The organism is Hydrogenovibrio sp. 3SP14C1 (genome assembly GCF_029625905.1).
Classification (GTDB): Bacteria; Pseudomonadota; Gammaproteobacteria; order Thiomicrospirales; family Thiomicrospiraceae; genus Hydrogenovibrio.
In genome coordinates, this window is the sequence record NZ_JARTLM010000002.1 from 199,973 (window position 1) to 214,410 (window position 14,438).

Sequence of the window (14,438 nt, forward strand, 5' to 3'; positions counted from 1 at the left end):
ATTAAAAGTGTATTGAGGGGATTATGTCATATAAAAAATTAACTAAAGCCGTTATTCCAGTTGCAGGATTGGGGACGCGCTTTTTGCCAGCAACGAAGGCAATCCCAAAAGAAATGCTAACAGTCGTTGATAAGCCTTTGATTCAATATATCATTCATGAAGCTGCTGAAGCCGGAATTACTGATATTATTCTGGTGACCCATTCAAGCAAAGGTGCGATAGAAAATCATTTTGACAAACATTATGAATTGGAAGCTGAATTGGCGATTAGAGATAAAAAAGATCGTCTGGAATCCTTGAAAGATATTACACCGGCAGGTGTCCGAATCGTGAGTGTGCGTCAACCTGAGGCATTAGGGTTGGGACACGCTATATTATGCGCATCACCAATTATCGCGGACAATGAACCTTTTGCAGTATTGTTACCAGATGTATTGATGCATCATTCGGTTAAAGGGTGTTTGGCTCAAATGACAGAGCAATATCGAAAAATGCATACCAGCGTTGTGGCGTTAGAGGCTGTGCCGGAAGACCAGGTGGAAAAGTATGGTATCGCGGCAGTAAAGGGGCCAGATCTGAGAATTGTGGAGTTGGTAGAAAAGCCAAAGCCAGCGGACGCGCCTTCAAATCTTTCTGTTGTCGGACGTTATATTTTCACGCCTAGGTTGATGGAGATTTTAAAAACAACCAAGCCTGGTGCGGGTGGAGAGATTCAGCTTACCGATGCAATGGATGAATTGTTGAACGAAGAAGTCATGTTTGGCTTTGAGTTTAAAAACGGTCAAACATACGATTGTGGTGATAAGTTGGGTTATCTTCGAGCGAATGTTGAATACGCCTTAAGAGATAAAGCACTGGGTAAAGAGTTTAAGGCGTATTTAAAGACTTTAAAATTAAGTTGATTTAATTTTCTGTGAAAAAAGGTTGTTCTTCAATTATTAAATTAAGGGGATTCGATGGGCGTTGAGACATCATCCGCATGGCAAGCCTTGCAGCTTCATAGTGACTCAGGAATGGGATCCGTTCATTTATCGAAATTGTTTCAAGATGCGAGTCGGCAAGAAAATTATTCCTTAGAGCTATCAGATGTTTATGTTGATTTTTCTAAGAATCGTATTACGCAAGAAACATTGCAGTTATTAATTGACTTAGCGGAGCAGCAAAAGTTACCCAAAGAGATTCATCGTCTTATGACGGGGGAACACGTCAATGATACAGAAGACAGAGCTGCCTTACATACAGCATTGAGAGCTTTAGGGAAAGATGTTTCTGGCTATGCTGAAGTTGTTCAACCGGAAGTTGAGCAGGTCTTGCAAGAAATGGCGGTTTTGACAGAAAAAATTCGTTCAGGGCATTGGCGTGGCTACAGTGGTAAGCCGATTACTGATGTGGTTAATATCGGCGTGGGTGGGTCTGACTTGGGGCCACTTATGATTACGCATAGTTTGCAAACAATCAGTTCGCCAATCAATCTGCATTTTATTTCTTCCATTGATGGGACTCAAACATCCAACCTGCTTCGCGGTCTTAAACAAGAAACCACCTTGTTTATTTTGGCTTCTAAATCCTTTACGACAATTGATACGCTTTCGAATGCCGAAACCGCGATGGATTGGTTGAAGGAGTGCATCAAGGATGAGCATATTATGTTTTCTCAGCACTTTATCGGGGTTTCGACGAAACCGGATAAAATGACTGAGTGGGGAATTCCTCCAGATAACCAATTACTGTTTTGGGACTGGGTAGGGGGGCGTTATTCACTCTGGTCATCAATAGGGTTTCCAATTGCGCTGAAAATTGGAATGGATGGGTTTCGTGAATTATTGCAAGGTGCACATGAAATGGATCAGCACTTTGCGACAGCTGATTTGCAAAAAAATATTCCTGTCATTTTGGCTTTAATTGATATTTGGAATATTAACTTTTTAAATATTCATGATAAGGCTATTTTGCCTTATGATGCGCGTTTGCGCTATCTGCCAGCCTATCTTGAGCAGTTGGTCATGGAAAGTAATGGGAAGTCGGTCGCGCGTTCTGGTGAGGCCGTCCCTTATAAAACCTGTCCTGTATTATGGGGAGAGGTGGGGCCCAATGCGCAGCATGCTTTTTATCAGTTACTCCATCAGGGAACACAGGCAGTCATGTGTGATTTTATTGCCCCTGTAGAACGTGATGACTTTGATGCAGACTCTCATACAGAAAGAGATGAAAGCTTAAGGCATCAGCATGAACTGGCTTTGGCCAATTGTTTTGCTCAGTCTCGGGTGTTGATGCTGGGTGACGATGCTATTCCCCAAGCTTTGAAAGCCAGCTTTGATTCCCCATTTAAACACTATTCAGGCAATCAACCTTCTAATACGATTTTAATCAGAACGATCTCTGCTAAAACACTGGGAATGTTGATTGCGATGTATGAGCATAAAACCTTTGTAGAAAGTGTTGTTTGGGAGATAAACCCTTTTGATCAATGGGGTGTTGAGCTCGGAAAATTAATTGCAAAAGAAACCTACAGTGCTATAAAAGATAAACCGTTAGCAGACAGCTTTGATAGTTCAACTAAAGGTTTAATTGACAGGGTAGCAAAATGAGAATTACAGTTTTTGGATGTGAGTTAAGTGGCCTTGTCACAGCCGGTTCTTTGGCGCATACGGGGAATGAAGTTATCGCTATTCCAGTCGGAATGGCTAAAGCGGAAGACTTGAGGCAGGGCATTCTGCCGCGTGATGAACCTGGTTTAAACCAATTGATTATCAGTCAAGTGAAAGAAGGACGATTGACCTTCTCTCACGATTGGTCTGAAGGGATTCAGCATGGAGAGATTTATATTCTAAGTATGCCTTCCTGGCGAGCGGATAAAGCAGAGTTGGTGGTTGAGTCAATCGGGCAGTCGGCTTCAAGAGATGTTTTGATTGTGAATCAAAGTACCTTTCCTATTGGAACCGCTGATCGGTTTGAAGCGGCGGTTAAATTGGCGTTTTCTCAGCGAGGACTGGTAGCAAAAGTCGCCGTCGCATCTATGCCGGAGTTTATCAGTGAAGGGTCGGCAATCAGTGACTTTTCAAAGCCTTCACGGGTTGTTTTAGGGTGTGAAAGTGAAGAGGCGATTGCTATGATTAGAGATTTGATGCGGCCCTTTAATCATGTTACCGATCAAGTAAAAATTATGTCGACTCGGGCGGCGGAGTACACCAAGTATGCCGTGAATGCACTTCTAGCAACTCGGATCAGTCTCGTGAATGAATTGGCTAACAATGCCGAGCATTTCAATATTGATATTGAAGAGGTTCGCCAAGGCTTGGGGTCGGACTCAAGGATCGGGTTTAGTTACCTGTTTCCTGGGTGTGGGTTTGGTGGCCCGAGTTTTGCAGCAGATGTACAATCTTTAGTAGGGACTTTTCAATCAAAAGGCTATGATGCGGATCTGTTGAAAGCAGTCTTGCAAAACAACGAAACGCAAAAAGAAGTGATGTTTAGAAAGGCATGGCGATTCTTTAAAAATGATTTGAAGGGATTGAAGATTGCTATTTGGGGGTTATCTTTTAAACCTAATACCGCAACAGTTGATAATGCGCCCAGTGTCAAAACCATTGAAGCCCTTGTGGCACAAGGGGCTGAAGTGATTGCTTATGATCCAAAGGCAAATGATGCTTTTAAAGAGTATTGGGGGCATAAAGCGGGTGTCACTTTGGTTTCGGAAATGTATGAAGCATTGGAGCAGGCAGATGCTTTGATGATCTTAACCGAGTGGAGACGTTTTTGGAGCCCGGATTATGCTCGAATGTTTGAACTGATGAAGCGGCCAGTGATTTTCGACGGTAGAAATATTTATGAACATGACGTTTTAGTACATCATGGGTTCCGGCACTTTGGTGTAGGCCGAGGTGAAGTGGTTTAATTTCTCCAAAAGATCCTTCCATTAAAGCCCTGTTTGGGCTTTTTTGTTTTTAAAGTCTTTTAGCTATTGTTTGTCTGGCAGATTGTTTATAAAATGAATACCTACTTCTAATTAATAAAAACGAGTGATATGAAACCATTTGAAAAAGGCATTTACCTTCTCCCTAATTTAATGACAACGCTCGCTTTATTTGCAGGGTTTTACGCTGTAATAGCAGGAATGAATGGTCAGTTTGAATTAGGAGCCATTGCTATTTTTGTGGCGATGGTTTTTGATGGCTTGGATGGGCGCGTTGCTCGAATGACCAACTCTAGTAGTGCGTTTGGTGCAGAATACGATAGTTTAGCCGATATGGTTTCTTTCGGGCTGGCCCCAGCATTACTGGTTTATCAATGGGCATTGCAGGATTTTGGTAAGCTGGGTTGGTTGGTTGCGTTTATTTTTACTGTGGGGGCGGCATTACGTTTGGCTCGCTTTAATACCCAAGTTGGAATTGCTGATAAACGATACTTTCAAGGCCTTCCTAGTCCTGCGGCGGCAGCGTTATTGGCTGGATTTGTTTGGATGGTCGAAACCAATAATATTAATACCGGGCTAGAATCCTTAATGGTCTTGGTCTTAACGGTTATATCCGGTTTGATGATGGTGAGTAATATTCGATTCAGTTCTTTCAAGGAATTGAATTTGAAAGATAAGGTCCCCTTTGTCACGTTGTTCTTGGTGGTTTTAGTGTTTGTGGTGATTACCATCAAACCTGCCATGATTTTGTTCATCGTCTTTTTTGGGTATTTATTATCCGGGCCCGTTGTCACACTAAGAGTCATACAGCAAAAACGTGCCATGCGTCGTCAGGCTAAAAGAGAATCAAAAACAACTGATATAGCACCAGAGAAAGAGGCTGAATCCTCTAGTCATGAAGAAAATAAAGAGTAGAACTTATGAAAGATGAGCTGGTTATTTTTGATACGACGCTAAGGGACGGTGAACAAAGCCCTGGCGCTTCAATGACTAAGGAAGAAAAAGTCCGAATCGCTAAACAGCTGGAAAAACTGCGTGTCAACGTTATAGAAGCGGGTTTTCCTGCTGCCAGTCAAGGTGATTTTGAATCGGTTCAAGCCGTCGCATCTGCAGTTAAAGAGTCGACGGTTTGTGGGCTGGCGCGAGCAGTTGAAAATGATATTGTCAGAGCGGGTGAAGCGATTAAATTAGCTAACTCCGGTCGAATTCATACTTTCATCGCGACATCGCAAATTCACATGGAAAAGAAATTGAAGATGTCTCAGGATGAGGTAGTGGAACGTGCTGTTTGGGCGGTGAAGCGTGCACGCGATTTTACCGACAATGTTGAGTTTTCACCAGAAGATGCAGGACGTTCAGAATTAGATTTTCTATGCCGTGTGATTGAAGCAGTGATTGATGCCGGCGCGACCACTATTAATATTCCAGATACCGTTGGCTACAATATTCCTGAACAGTTTGGGGAGTTGTTTCATCAATTGTTGAACCGTATTCCAAATGCAGATAAAGCCATTTTTTCAGCGCACTGTCATAACGACTTAGGGTTGGCGGTTGCGAACTCATTAGCAGCGGTAAAATCCGGTGCCAGACAAGTAGAATGCACCATTAACGGCTTGGGTGAACGAGCAGGTAATACGGCATTAGAAGAAGTTGTTATGGCCATTAGAACTCGGCAGGATGTGTTTGATGTGGATACACGTATTCATACCCCTGAAATTTTAGCCGCATCCCGTTTAGTTGCCGGGATTACTGGGTTTGCAGTTCAACCGAATAAGGCCATTGTTGGAACCAATGCCTTCTCACATGAATCCGGCATTCACCAGGATGGTGTGTTAAAACATCGTGAAACTTATGAAATCATGCGTGCAGAAGATGTCGGCTGGAGCACCAATAAAATGGTGCTGGGCAAACATTCAGGTCGTAGCGCATTCCGTTCTCGGTTAAAAGAGCTTGGAATTGAGTTTGAGACGGAGCAAGAGTTAAGTGATGCGTTTATCAGCTTTAAAGAATTGGCTGATCGTAAACATGAAATTTATGATGAAGATATTCAAGCACTGGTCACGGATAATAATACCCGTCGAGTGGAAAATGAAACTTTCCGCCTAGTGGCGTTGAAAGTGGAAACGCAAACAGGTGATGCGCCAGCCGCCGAAATTACACTCTGGATCAATGGCGAAGAGAAAACCGCCTTTTCAGAAGGCGGTGGGGTTGTCGATGCAACCTTTAAAGCGATTGAAAAATTAGTGGATTCAGGCGCTTCTTTAGAATTGTATTCAGTGAGTAATGTTACAAACGGAACGGATTCGTTAGGGGAGACCACTGTTCGAATGGAAAAGGCGGGCCGAATCGTCAATGGTCAAGGTGCGGATACGGATATTGTGACCGCTTCCGCCAAGGCTTATATCAATGCATTGAATAAGCTGCTTGATGTTGATAGTAAAGAACACCCTCAGGCAGCGGTGTAGAATGTTGATTTCGTACGGTGTTAGGTTCTTGGTTGATGGATAGTCCTTTTATTTCTGCAAGCTTGTTGAATACCTTAGGGCTGCCGATATGGCAGAGCAGGCCTGGTCATTTTTTACAGTCTCAAACATCTCAAGAGTCGGTTACGCCAAGTTATGAAACTTCGAATGAAGGGGTAGGTGAAATCGTTCAAGTAGAGGAGGTTTCTAATCCTCTCGATTATGTCGCAGCGTCAGACTCAGAACATCAAAGAACTTTTGTGTTTTTAGGGGCAGGTTTGAATGCCGTTTGGCAAAATGAAGAGCGTTCAGAATGGCAATTGTTCTTAAATATTTTATCTGCGTTTAAATTATCAGAAGATCAAGTTCGTTTTTTTGATACGAGCCAACTCGTGACAGAAGAGACGATTTTTGCAACGTTGGATGAGATTATTGAACTTGGTGTTGAACAAGTGTTTGCCTATGACGAAGCAGGCCCTTTGTTACAGGAGTTGAACGAAGGTGCTCAAATTATTGTGATTCCCTCATTGGATGAAATGTTAAGCTCTGGGCGGGCAAAACGAGATTTTTATCATCTTATGATGGCTCAGCTCGCTTGAATTTTATCTAATTATGTTTAGTTATTTTCGCACCATGACTTCTGCTGATTTAAGTTGGGTGTTGAGTGTTGAGCAAAAAGCTTATGATTTTCCTTGGAGTGAGCAAGGGTTTGAAAAGGCGTTGGATGATGGGCTGGCTTATGTGTTTTGTGATGTTGATCATCGTCCATTAGGATATGCCTGTTTTTTAACCGTATTGGATGAAGCGCACTTGTTGAATTTCTGTATTGCCCCTAAGTATGCCCGTCAAGGCATTGGGTTTGCAGCGATGCAGGCTTTGATCGACTATTTTAAGCCGGCCGATTATGAAATTATGTTGCTGGAAGTTCGAGAGTCAAATTCAGCCGTCTATCTGTACCAGAAACTTGGGTTTATAGAAAATGGGATTCGTCCCAATTATTATAAAGCGATGGTGTTCGAGGATGGCGAGTTGAAGCAAGGTAAAGAAGATGCGATATTGATGTCTTTGGGGTTATCTTCCAAGGCATAAAAAAACCACCAGGCCTGGTGGTTTTTTCGTTTAGATCCGCTTTAAGGTTTTATCGACGGTATTCTTCAGGAATGGTCTGGCCAATAATTTTAGCCATTTCTTTTAGCATTTTGCCATTCGCAGCAATGATGTTGCCTGACTCAATAAAGTTATTTCCACCTTTAAAATCGGTGACCAATCCACCCGCTTCCATGACAATCAATGCGCCAGCAGCGATATCCCAAGGCTTTAGCTTAAGCTCCCAGTAACCATCGACACGACCACAGGCAACATAAGCTAAGTCTAAAGCGGCAGACCCTGCGCGACGGATGCCGGCGGTGTTTAACATAAACTGTTTTAAGCTTTCTAAATAAGCATCAACATAATCGAAGTCGTAATAAGGGATGCCCGTCGCCATTAATGCGTTTTGCAGGGTTTTTTGTTCGCTGACACGAATACGGTAATTGTTTAGACGAGCCCCTCCACCACGTGAGGCTGAAAAGAGTTCATCTTTGAGAGGATCGTAAACCACGCCATGCATTAAGCGACCTTTTTCGGTAACTGCGATGGAGACTGCAAATTGCGGAAATTGATGTAAAAAGTTAGTGGTTCCGTCTAACGGGTCAATAATCCATTCAAAATCAGAATCGGTTTTGTGGTGGCCACTTTCTTCAGCTTTTATGCTGTGTTCAGGGTAATATTTACGGATGGTATCAATAATGATTTGTTCAGCATGCTTGTCAACTTCACTTACATAGTCGTTGCGCCCTTTTTCTTCAATACTGATACGATCAATGTTACTAAGCTGGTTTGCAATGAATTCACCGGCTTCTTTAGCTGCGATGGTGGCAATATTTAAAATAGGATGCATAAGTTTAGTTCCAGTTGTTAGAATAATCGGTTATTCGAATATAGCGAATTATAGCGGAAAATAGATGATAGAAGATTACAGAACGCACTCAAATTTAGCAAAGATTAAAATTGTCATGGTAGAAACCTCTCATCCAGGCAATATTGGCGCAGTTGCGCGAGCAATGAAAAATATGGGATTAAGTCAATTAGTACTGGTCAATCCTAAAGAGTTTCCAAGTCAAGTTGCCTCCGCTCGTGCATCGGGTGCGGCTGATGTCTTAAATGATGCCACAGTCGTTGAGTCTATAGAACAAGCGGTTGCTGATTGTAAACTGGTTGTTGGTGCCAGTGCAAGATTAAGAAAAGTTTCCTGGCCACAATTGGATGTGCGTCAGACGGCGGAACTGGCAATGGAAACCGTTGGTCAGGATGAAGAAAACAACCATGTTGCTATCTTATTTGGTCGAGAAGACTCAGGGTTAAGCAATGCGGAGCTGGATAAATGTCATTACTTAGCGCATATTCCAACCAACCCAGCGTATAGTTCACTTAACATTGCGGCAGCGGTTCAGGTGTTTGTTTACGAATTATTGATGGCGACGGATATTAAAAGTGTTCATGAGGCAGAGGGATATCGTCATAAATTAGCCAGCTCCGATCAGTTGGAAGGCTTTTATGACCATTTATATCAAGCTTTGCAGGACATTGATTTTTTAGATCCAACAAAAAATGCCCGTTTTATGCGAAGAATGCGACGTTTGTTTAATCGAAGTCAGTTGGATGTGAAAGAGATTGATATTTTACGCGGTGTTTTGACGGCTGCGCAACGACAAACGAAACAGTTAGATACCTATAAGCAGCAAACGGCATTATCAAAAGAAGAGTCTTAATCAATGTTGGCTGATGAAGTGTTTTTTAAGGGGAAAGCATGTTTAAAAGAATAAAAGAAGATATTCATTCTGTCTTTGATCGTGATCCAGCTGCGAGAAACAGTTTTGATGTGTTGACGACCTATCCGGGGGTGCATGCCATATTGTGGTACCGGCTCACGCACTGGTTGTGGAATAAAGGACTCAAGTGGTTAGCCCGTTTTATTTCTGGATTGGCTCGTTGGTTTACAGGGATTGAAATTCATCCGGCAGCAAAAATCGGCCATCGCTTTTTTATTGACCATGGCATGGGGGTCGTGATTGGTGAAACGGCTGAAATAGGCGATGATTGTACGCTGTATCATGGTGTGACGCTTGGTGGAACAAGCTGGAATGAAGGCAAACGCCATCCTACCTTGGGGAATCGCGTTGTGGTTGGAGCGGGTGCAAAAGTATTAGGTCCGATTGACATTGGAGATGATGCCCGAATAGGCTCAAATGCTGTAGTAATTAAATCAGTGCCAAGCAATAGAACCGTGGTTGGGATTCCAGGAAGAGTTGTTGAAACTAATCTGACGCAACAAGAGAAAAGACGTCAAAAATTAGCTCAGAAAATTGGGTTTGATGCTTACGGTGTTGGACAAGATGTGGAAGATCCCGTTGAGAAAGCGATTTATAGTTTGCTAGATCATGTGCAAAGTCAGGACGAGCAGCTTGAGAAATTGAATGAACAAATTAAAAAGCTGGGTGGTGCAGATACGCATATGGATTTACCTAGCTTGGAAGATGCAGTTTTGGAACCAGATGACCCTGAACAAAGAGCGCACTATAAATCGGAATAAGTTTCTAAATCATTAAGATATCTTATTTTTGGTATAGAAAAAGTAGCGTCGGAAATTCTTGAGTTAATTGGTGGGTTATTGTAGAATTGAAACACTTATTTAATTAATAGATGATTTACCGTCGTGTAGTCAGATATTTTCGAAAAGGGTTTAATTTCTATGAAGCTCACCTCAAAAGGACGTTACGCTGTTACAGCGATGCTGGATATTGCTTTAAATCAGTCGAAAGGACCGATTACGCTAGCCATGATTTCGGAAAGACAGGATATTTCATTGTCTTATCTGGAACAAATTTTTGCTAAGTTGAAAAAGTCTGGGTTGGTTTTAAGCGCTCGTGGGCCAGGCGGTGGTTATCGTTTAAGTCGAGAAGCCAATGAGATTTCAGTCAGTGAAGTGATTGGGGCGGTGAATGAAGACTTAGAACCAAGAAAATGCCGTGGTAAATCTAATTGTCAAAATGGCGTGCAATGTTTGTCGCATGAGCTTTGGGCAGACTTGAGCGGTATGATTAATGAATTTTTGGATGGCGTTACGCTTCAGCAAATTATTGATAGACGTTCTTCCATCCAGTCTGTGCAATTTGCATAAATGAATTAAAGATAGAAACAGAAGGTTTGAAGTCAGAATGGCAGTAACACTAACACAAGCAGCAGCAGACAGAGTTAACAGCATGTTAGAGAAAAGAGGGCAAGGTATCGGTTTAAGAGTTGGTACTAAGGTGAGCGGTTGTGCCGGATTTTCCTATGTTGTCGATTATGCTGATGAAATTACTGATAACGACAAGGTGTTTGAAAGCTTCGGTGTTAAAGTCGTTGTGAGTCAAAAAAGTTTGGACCAAATTGATGGTATGGAGCTGGACTATGTTAAAGAAAGCCTTTTAAATGAAGGGTTTGAGTTTAATAATCCGCGTGTGAAAGACAGTTGTGGCTGTGGAGAATCATTTACGGTTTAAAGACATCAGTTGATTATCATGTAAAAAGCCCCAGTTAAAAAGCTGGGGCTTTTTTGTTTGAAGGAATTTTTAGTAACATAAAAAGCCTTTTTTCTGCAATGTTTTTATGAGATTGTTAAAATAGCTCTCTTATAAGAATATTAGGATAACGGAAATGCTGGAAAGAACGTTTTCAATTATTAAACCAGATGCAGTAAAGCGTAATCTGATTGGTCAGATCGTCTCAAAGTTAGAGCAGAATGGATTAAAAGTCATCGCATCTAAAATGGTTTTTTTGACGGTTCAAGAGGCAAAAGGATTCTATGCCGAGCACGACGGGAAGCCTTTTTTTGAAACCTTAATCAAAAATATGACAGCGGGTCCAATTGTGGTTCAAGTGCTAGAAGGGACTGATGCGATTGCCAAAAATCGTGAGATCATGGGGCCAACAGATCCTGAGCAAGCACCAGAAGGCTCTATTCGCAAAGAACATGCTATTTCAATGCAGCAGAATTCGGTTCATGGTTCAGATTCTCCTGAAAGTGCAAATAGAGAGATTGGTTACTTTTTTAGCGAGACTGAAATTTTTCCAGCGTCCTCAAATTAAAATATGCTCGACTAGTTAAGAGCAAGTAGGTATCAAGTGACGGATAAGATAGAAGAAAAAGTCGATTTACTCGGAATGGATCGCGCCGAATTAACGGAGTTTTTTGCCAGTATTGGTGAAAAACCGTTTCGTGCAGGTCAGGTAATGAAGTGGATTCACCAATTCGGCGTCAGTGACTTTGAAGAAATGACTAATCTCAGTAAAGCTTTGAGAGAGAAACTTTCGAAAACGGCGCTTATCCGCACGCCTAAAATTGTTTCAGAACAACGCTCAGAAGATGGAACGATTAAGTGGTTGTTAGAAGTAGATAACCACAATTGTATTGAGGCGGTCTTTATTCCTGAAAAGTCTCGAGGAACCTTGTGCATTTCTTCACAGGTTGGATGTGCGCTGGAATGTAGTTTTTGCTCGACAGGGCAGCAAGGCTTTAATCGTAATTTAGAAAATTGGGAGATCGTGGCTCAAATGTGGGTTGCGAACAAGGCCTTGGGCTGCAAACCGAAAGAAGAGCGTGTTATTTCCAATGTGGTCTTTATGGGAATGGGGGAGCCGTTGTTGAATGTGACGCACACTTTTCCAACAGCTCGTATCTTGATGGATGATAATGCTTATGGTTTGTCCAAGCGCCGTGTGACCATTAGTACAGCAGGGGTCGTCCCCGCGATTGATAAGATAAAAGAGTCACTGGATGTTAGTTTGGCAATTTCACTACATGCGCCCAATAATGCATTGCGCGATGAGCTGGTGCCTATTAATAAAAAATATCCGCTGGAAAAGTTGATGCCGTCATTGCATCGTTATGTAGAAGGTGGGCATAGCAAAAAACATGTGACGGTTGAGTATGTGATGTTAGATCATGTTAATGATCGACCAGAGCATGCTCAACAATTAATCGAACTGCTCGGGGATTTACCTTGTAAAGTGAATTTAATCCCCTTTAACCCTTTTCCAAATACGCACTATAAGCGCTCATCGAATAATGCCGTGCATCGTTTTCAGGATGCTCTGATGCAGGCGGGTGTGAATTGTACCGTTCGCCGTACACGAGGGGATGATATTGATGCCGCCTGTGGGCAGCTCGCAGGAAAAGTCAAAGACAGAACCAAACGAACTCTTCAAACTGTTAAATTGGATAAATTACATGGCTAATGAATCACTGCAGGAATCCACCATTGATGAAAAGCAAGCCTTTACCGGTTTGAGTCAATCATTGAGATCGGCCAGAGAGCAGAAAAGTATGTCTGTTGAAGATTTGGCCGAGCAATTGAAAATATCGGTATCTCATATTCAATACTTTGAAGGAAATCATTTGGATTTAACAGAACTAGATCCTTTTCAAAGAGGGTATCTTAGAAACTATGCAAAATTGTTGAATGTCGATATCACACCGTATAAATCCGACTTTCCCGAAGTGGTTGAAGTTGGTTCCAGTTTGCAGTCAGTTGATTTGGAAGAACATGCGACCAAACCGATTATCTCGATTGCCATGATGAGAATTCTCAGTACGCTAGCCGTGATTGGGATCATCATTTTGCTCATAGCCATTAACGTATAAACAATAAAAAATCGTAAAAGAGAAAAAACGCCCTATGTCGAAGCAAATCAATGCCATTCGCGGCATGAATGATTTATATGGTGATCAATCGCAGGCATTTGATTACCTTGTTCAAACATCTGAATCGGTATTAAAGCAATATGGCTTTCAATCTATTCGCCTACCTATCGTTGAAAAAACAGAATTGTTTGCTCGCTCTATTGGTGAAGTCACCGATATAGTTGAAAAAGAAATGTATACCTTTGAAGATCGTAACGGCGATAGTTTGACTTTGCGTCCTGAAGGCACGGCCGGATGCGTACGAGCGGTTATTCAAAACGGTCTGGCACATAACCAAATTCAGAAGCTGTATTATACAGGGCCGATGTTTCGCCATGAACGTCCTCAAAAAGGGCGTTATCGTCAGTTCAATCAATTTGGGGTTGAAGTATTTGGTATTGAAAGCGTCGATATTGACGCTGAATTGATTGCGTTGTCCGCTCGATTGTGGGAAAAGCTTGGTTTACAGAATTTAGAATTACAAATTAATTCTTTGGGAAGCCAAGCCGCGCGTCAATCTTATCGCGAAATATTGGTTGCCTACTTGGAAGACAATAAGTCTCAATTAGATGAAGACAGTCTTCGACGGTTAGAATCTAATCCGCTTCGTATTTTGGATACGAAAAACCCGGATATGAAAGCATTAGTGGAAGCAGCCCCCAAGTTGATCGACCATTTGGATGAGGAATCTAAACAGCATTATGAAGACCTAAAAGCGCACTTAGACGATTTAGGAGTGGCTTATGTTGAAAACCCGAACTTAGTACGTGGATTAGATTATTATAATCGCACTGTTTTTGAGTGGATTACCACCGAACTGGGAGCACAAGGAACGGTTTGCGCCGGTGGGCGTTATGACGGCTTGGTTGAGCAAATTGGTGGCAAATCAACGCCTGCCGTTGGGTTTGCAATGGGAATTGAACGTTTAATGGCCTTGTTGATGGATAATCAACTTATCCATGAAGATGGCGGGCCAGATGTTTATATGGTGTTGGCCGGCGACAGTACAAAACGCCCAGGCCTGATCATTTCTGAACAGATTCGAGAGAATTTACCTGACATCAATGTTCAAATGAACTGTGGAGGCGGTAGCTTTAAAAGTCAGTTTAAAAAAGCAGATAAGTCTGGTGCACGCATCGCTCTAGTATTAGGAGAGGATGAGGTAAGCCAGCAACAAATTGCGGTTAAATATTTAAGAGAAGATCGTGAGCAGGAAATGGTTTCCTGGGATCAGTTGTTTTCGCTTTTAAAAACGGTATTAACCCAATCAAAATAAATTTTTTATTTCTACATTTTAATA

At 42.1% G+C, this 14,438-nt stretch carries 16 protein-coding genes; 15 read left to right on the forward strand and 1 reads right to left on the reverse strand.

Annotated features, from left to right (window positions below; translation table 11 throughout):
• The first annotated feature begins 23 nt into the window (after positions 1-23).
• The 7 genes from galU (at position 24) to rimI (ending at position 7,464) form a co-directional block, all read left to right on the forward strand.
• Positions 24-902 (forward strand): UTP--glucose-1-phosphate uridylyltransferase GalU, encoded by an 879-nt coding sequence (gene galU, locus P8629_RS02390; protein WP_278164107.1) that lies wholly within the window; start codon positions 24-26, stop codon positions 900-902.
• Positions 903-956: 54 nt separating this feature from the next.
• Entirely contained in the window at positions 957-2,588 is a 1,632-nt protein-coding gene (gene pgi, locus P8629_RS02395; protein WP_278164109.1) for a glucose-6-phosphate isomerase, read from the forward strand.
• Positions 2,585-3,895, forward strand: coding sequence for a UDP-glucose dehydrogenase family protein (locus P8629_RS02400; protein ID WP_278164111.1), 1,311 nt, complete (start codon positions 2,585-2,587; stop codon positions 3,893-3,895). The genes pgi and P8629_RS02400 overlap by 4 nt, the downstream gene beginning before the upstream one ends.
• A gap of 129 nt (positions 3,896-4,024) precedes the next feature.
• Positions 4,025-4,828, forward strand: coding sequence for a CDP-diacylglycerol--serine O-phosphatidyltransferase (pssA, locus tag P8629_RS02405; RefSeq protein ID WP_278164114.1), 804 nt, complete (start codon positions 4,025-4,027; stop codon positions 4,826-4,828).
• Between the two features lie 5 nt (positions 4,829-4,833).
• Positions 4,834-6,378, forward strand: a complete 1,545-nt coding sequence (locus P8629_RS02410) for a 2-isopropylmalate synthase (protein ID WP_278164115.1) — start codon at positions 4,834-4,836, stop codon at positions 6,376-6,378.
• A gap of 35 nt (positions 6,379-6,413) precedes the next feature.
• Entirely contained in the window at positions 6,414-6,974 is a 561-nt protein-coding gene (locus P8629_RS02415; RefSeq protein WP_278164116.1) for a hypothetical protein, read from the forward strand.
• Between the two features lie 13 nt (positions 6,975-6,987).
• Positions 6,988-7,464 (forward strand): ribosomal protein S18-alanine N-acetyltransferase, encoded by a 477-nt coding sequence (gene rimI / locus P8629_RS02420; protein ID WP_278164117.1) that lies wholly within the window; start codon positions 6,988-6,990, stop codon positions 7,462-7,464.
• Between the two features lie 49 nt (positions 7,465-7,513).
• Here the strand turns inward: rimI and P8629_RS02425 are convergent, their stop codons facing one another.
• Positions 7,514-8,314 (reverse strand): inositol monophosphatase family protein, encoded by an 801-nt coding sequence (locus P8629_RS02425; protein ID WP_278164119.1) that lies wholly within the window; start codon positions 8,312-8,314, stop codon positions 7,514-7,516.
• Positions 8,315-8,378: 64 nt separating this feature from the next.
• Here P8629_RS02425 and P8629_RS02430 point away from each other — a divergent pair, with 64 nt between their 5' ends.
• From P8629_RS02430 to hisS, 8 genes are all read left to right on the forward strand, one after another.
• Positions 8,379-9,185, forward strand: coding sequence for an RNA methyltransferase (locus tag P8629_RS02430; protein ID WP_278164121.1), 807 nt, complete (start codon positions 8,379-8,381; stop codon positions 9,183-9,185).
• A 38-nt stretch (positions 9,186-9,223) separates the two neighbouring features.
• Entirely contained in the window at positions 9,224-10,006 is a 783-nt protein-coding gene (gene cysE / locus P8629_RS02435) for a serine O-acetyltransferase (RefSeq protein ID WP_278164123.1), read from the forward strand.
• 159 nt (positions 10,007-10,165) lie between these two features.
• Positions 10,166-10,594, forward strand: coding sequence for an Rrf2 family transcriptional regulator (locus P8629_RS02440; protein ID WP_278164125.1), 429 nt, complete (start codon positions 10,166-10,168; stop codon positions 10,592-10,594).
• Positions 10,595-10,631: 37 nt separating this feature from the next.
• The gene (locus tag P8629_RS02445; RefSeq protein WP_278164127.1) at positions 10,632-10,958 is read left to right on the forward strand and encodes a HesB/IscA family protein; all 327 of its coding nucleotides are present in this window, start codon (positions 10,632-10,634) and stop codon (positions 10,956-10,958) included.
• 154 nt (positions 10,959-11,112) lie between these two features.
• Positions 11,113-11,544 carry a nucleoside-diphosphate kinase gene (ndk, locus tag P8629_RS02450; protein WP_278164129.1) on the forward strand — a complete coding sequence of 144 codons (432 nt, stop codon included), beginning with the start codon at positions 11,113-11,115 and terminating at the stop codon, positions 11,542-11,544.
• Positions 11,545-11,580: 36 nt separating this feature from the next.
• A complete protein-coding gene (gene rlmN / locus P8629_RS02455) occupies positions 11,581-12,693 on the forward strand; it encodes a 23S rRNA (adenine(2503)-C(2))-methyltransferase RlmN (RefSeq protein WP_278164130.1) in 1,113 nt (370 codons plus the stop codon).
• Positions 12,686-13,099: a helix-turn-helix domain-containing protein gene (locus P8629_RS02460; protein ID WP_278164132.1), complete on the forward strand. Its 414-nt coding sequence runs from the start codon at positions 12,686-12,688 to the stop codon at positions 13,097-13,099. The genes rlmN and P8629_RS02460 overlap by 8 nt, the downstream gene beginning before the upstream one ends.
• A gap of 34 nt (positions 13,100-13,133) precedes the next feature.
• Positions 13,134-14,414, forward strand: coding sequence for a histidine--tRNA ligase (hisS, locus tag P8629_RS02465; protein ID WP_278164134.1), 1,281 nt, complete (start codon positions 13,134-13,136; stop codon positions 14,412-14,414).
• Positions 14,415-14,438 lie beyond the last annotated feature (24 nt).

Coding starts and splice junctions, on each gene's coding strand:
- P8629_RS02410 (WP_278164115.1), top strand. CDS start 4,834: ATGAAAGATGAGCTGGTTATTTTTGATACGACGCTAAGGGACGGTGAA.
- hisS (WP_278164134.1), top strand. CDS start 13,134: ATGTCGAAGCAAATCAATGCCATTCGCGGCATGAATGATTTATATGGT.
- P8629_RS02440 (WP_278164125.1), top strand. CDS start 10,166: ATGAAGCTCACCTCAAAAGGACGTTACGCTGTTACAGCGATGCTGGAT.
- pssA (WP_278164114.1), top strand. CDS start 4,025: ATGAAACCATTTGAAAAAGGCATTTACCTTCTCCCTAATTTAATGACA.
- P8629_RS02415 (WP_278164116.1), top strand. CDS start 6,414: ATGGATAGTCCTTTTATTTCTGCAAGCTTGTTGAATACCTTAGGGCTG.
- P8629_RS02460 (WP_278164132.1), top strand. CDS start 12,686: ATGGCTAATGAATCACTGCAGGAATCCACCATTGATGAAAAGCAAGCC.
- P8629_RS02400 (WP_278164111.1), top strand. CDS start 2,585: ATGAGAATTACAGTTTTTGGATGTGAGTTAAGTGGCCTTGTCACAGCC.
- rimI (WP_278164117.1), top strand. CDS start 6,988: ATGTTTAGTTATTTTCGCACCATGACTTCTGCTGATTTAAGTTGGGTG.
- P8629_RS02430 (WP_278164121.1), top strand. CDS start 8,379: ATGATAGAAGATTACAGAACGCACTCAAATTTAGCAAAGATTAAAATT.
- pgi (WP_278164109.1), top strand. CDS start 957: ATGGGCGTTGAGACATCATCCGCATGGCAAGCCTTGCAGCTTCATAGT.
- P8629_RS02445 (WP_278164127.1), top strand. CDS start 10,632: ATGGCAGTAACACTAACACAAGCAGCAGCAGACAGAGTTAACAGCATG.
- galU (WP_278164107.1), top strand. CDS start 24: ATGTCATATAAAAAATTAACTAAAGCCGTTATTCCAGTTGCAGGATTG.
- ndk (WP_278164129.1), top strand. CDS start 11,113: ATGCTGGAAAGAACGTTTTCAATTATTAAACCAGATGCAGTAAAGCGT.
- cysE (WP_278164123.1), top strand. CDS start 9,224: ATGTTTAAAAGAATAAAAGAAGATATTCATTCTGTCTTTGATCGTGAT.
- P8629_RS02425 (WP_278164119.1), bottom strand. CDS start 8,314: ATGCATCCTATTTTAAATATTGCCACCATCGCAGCTAAAGAAGCCGGT.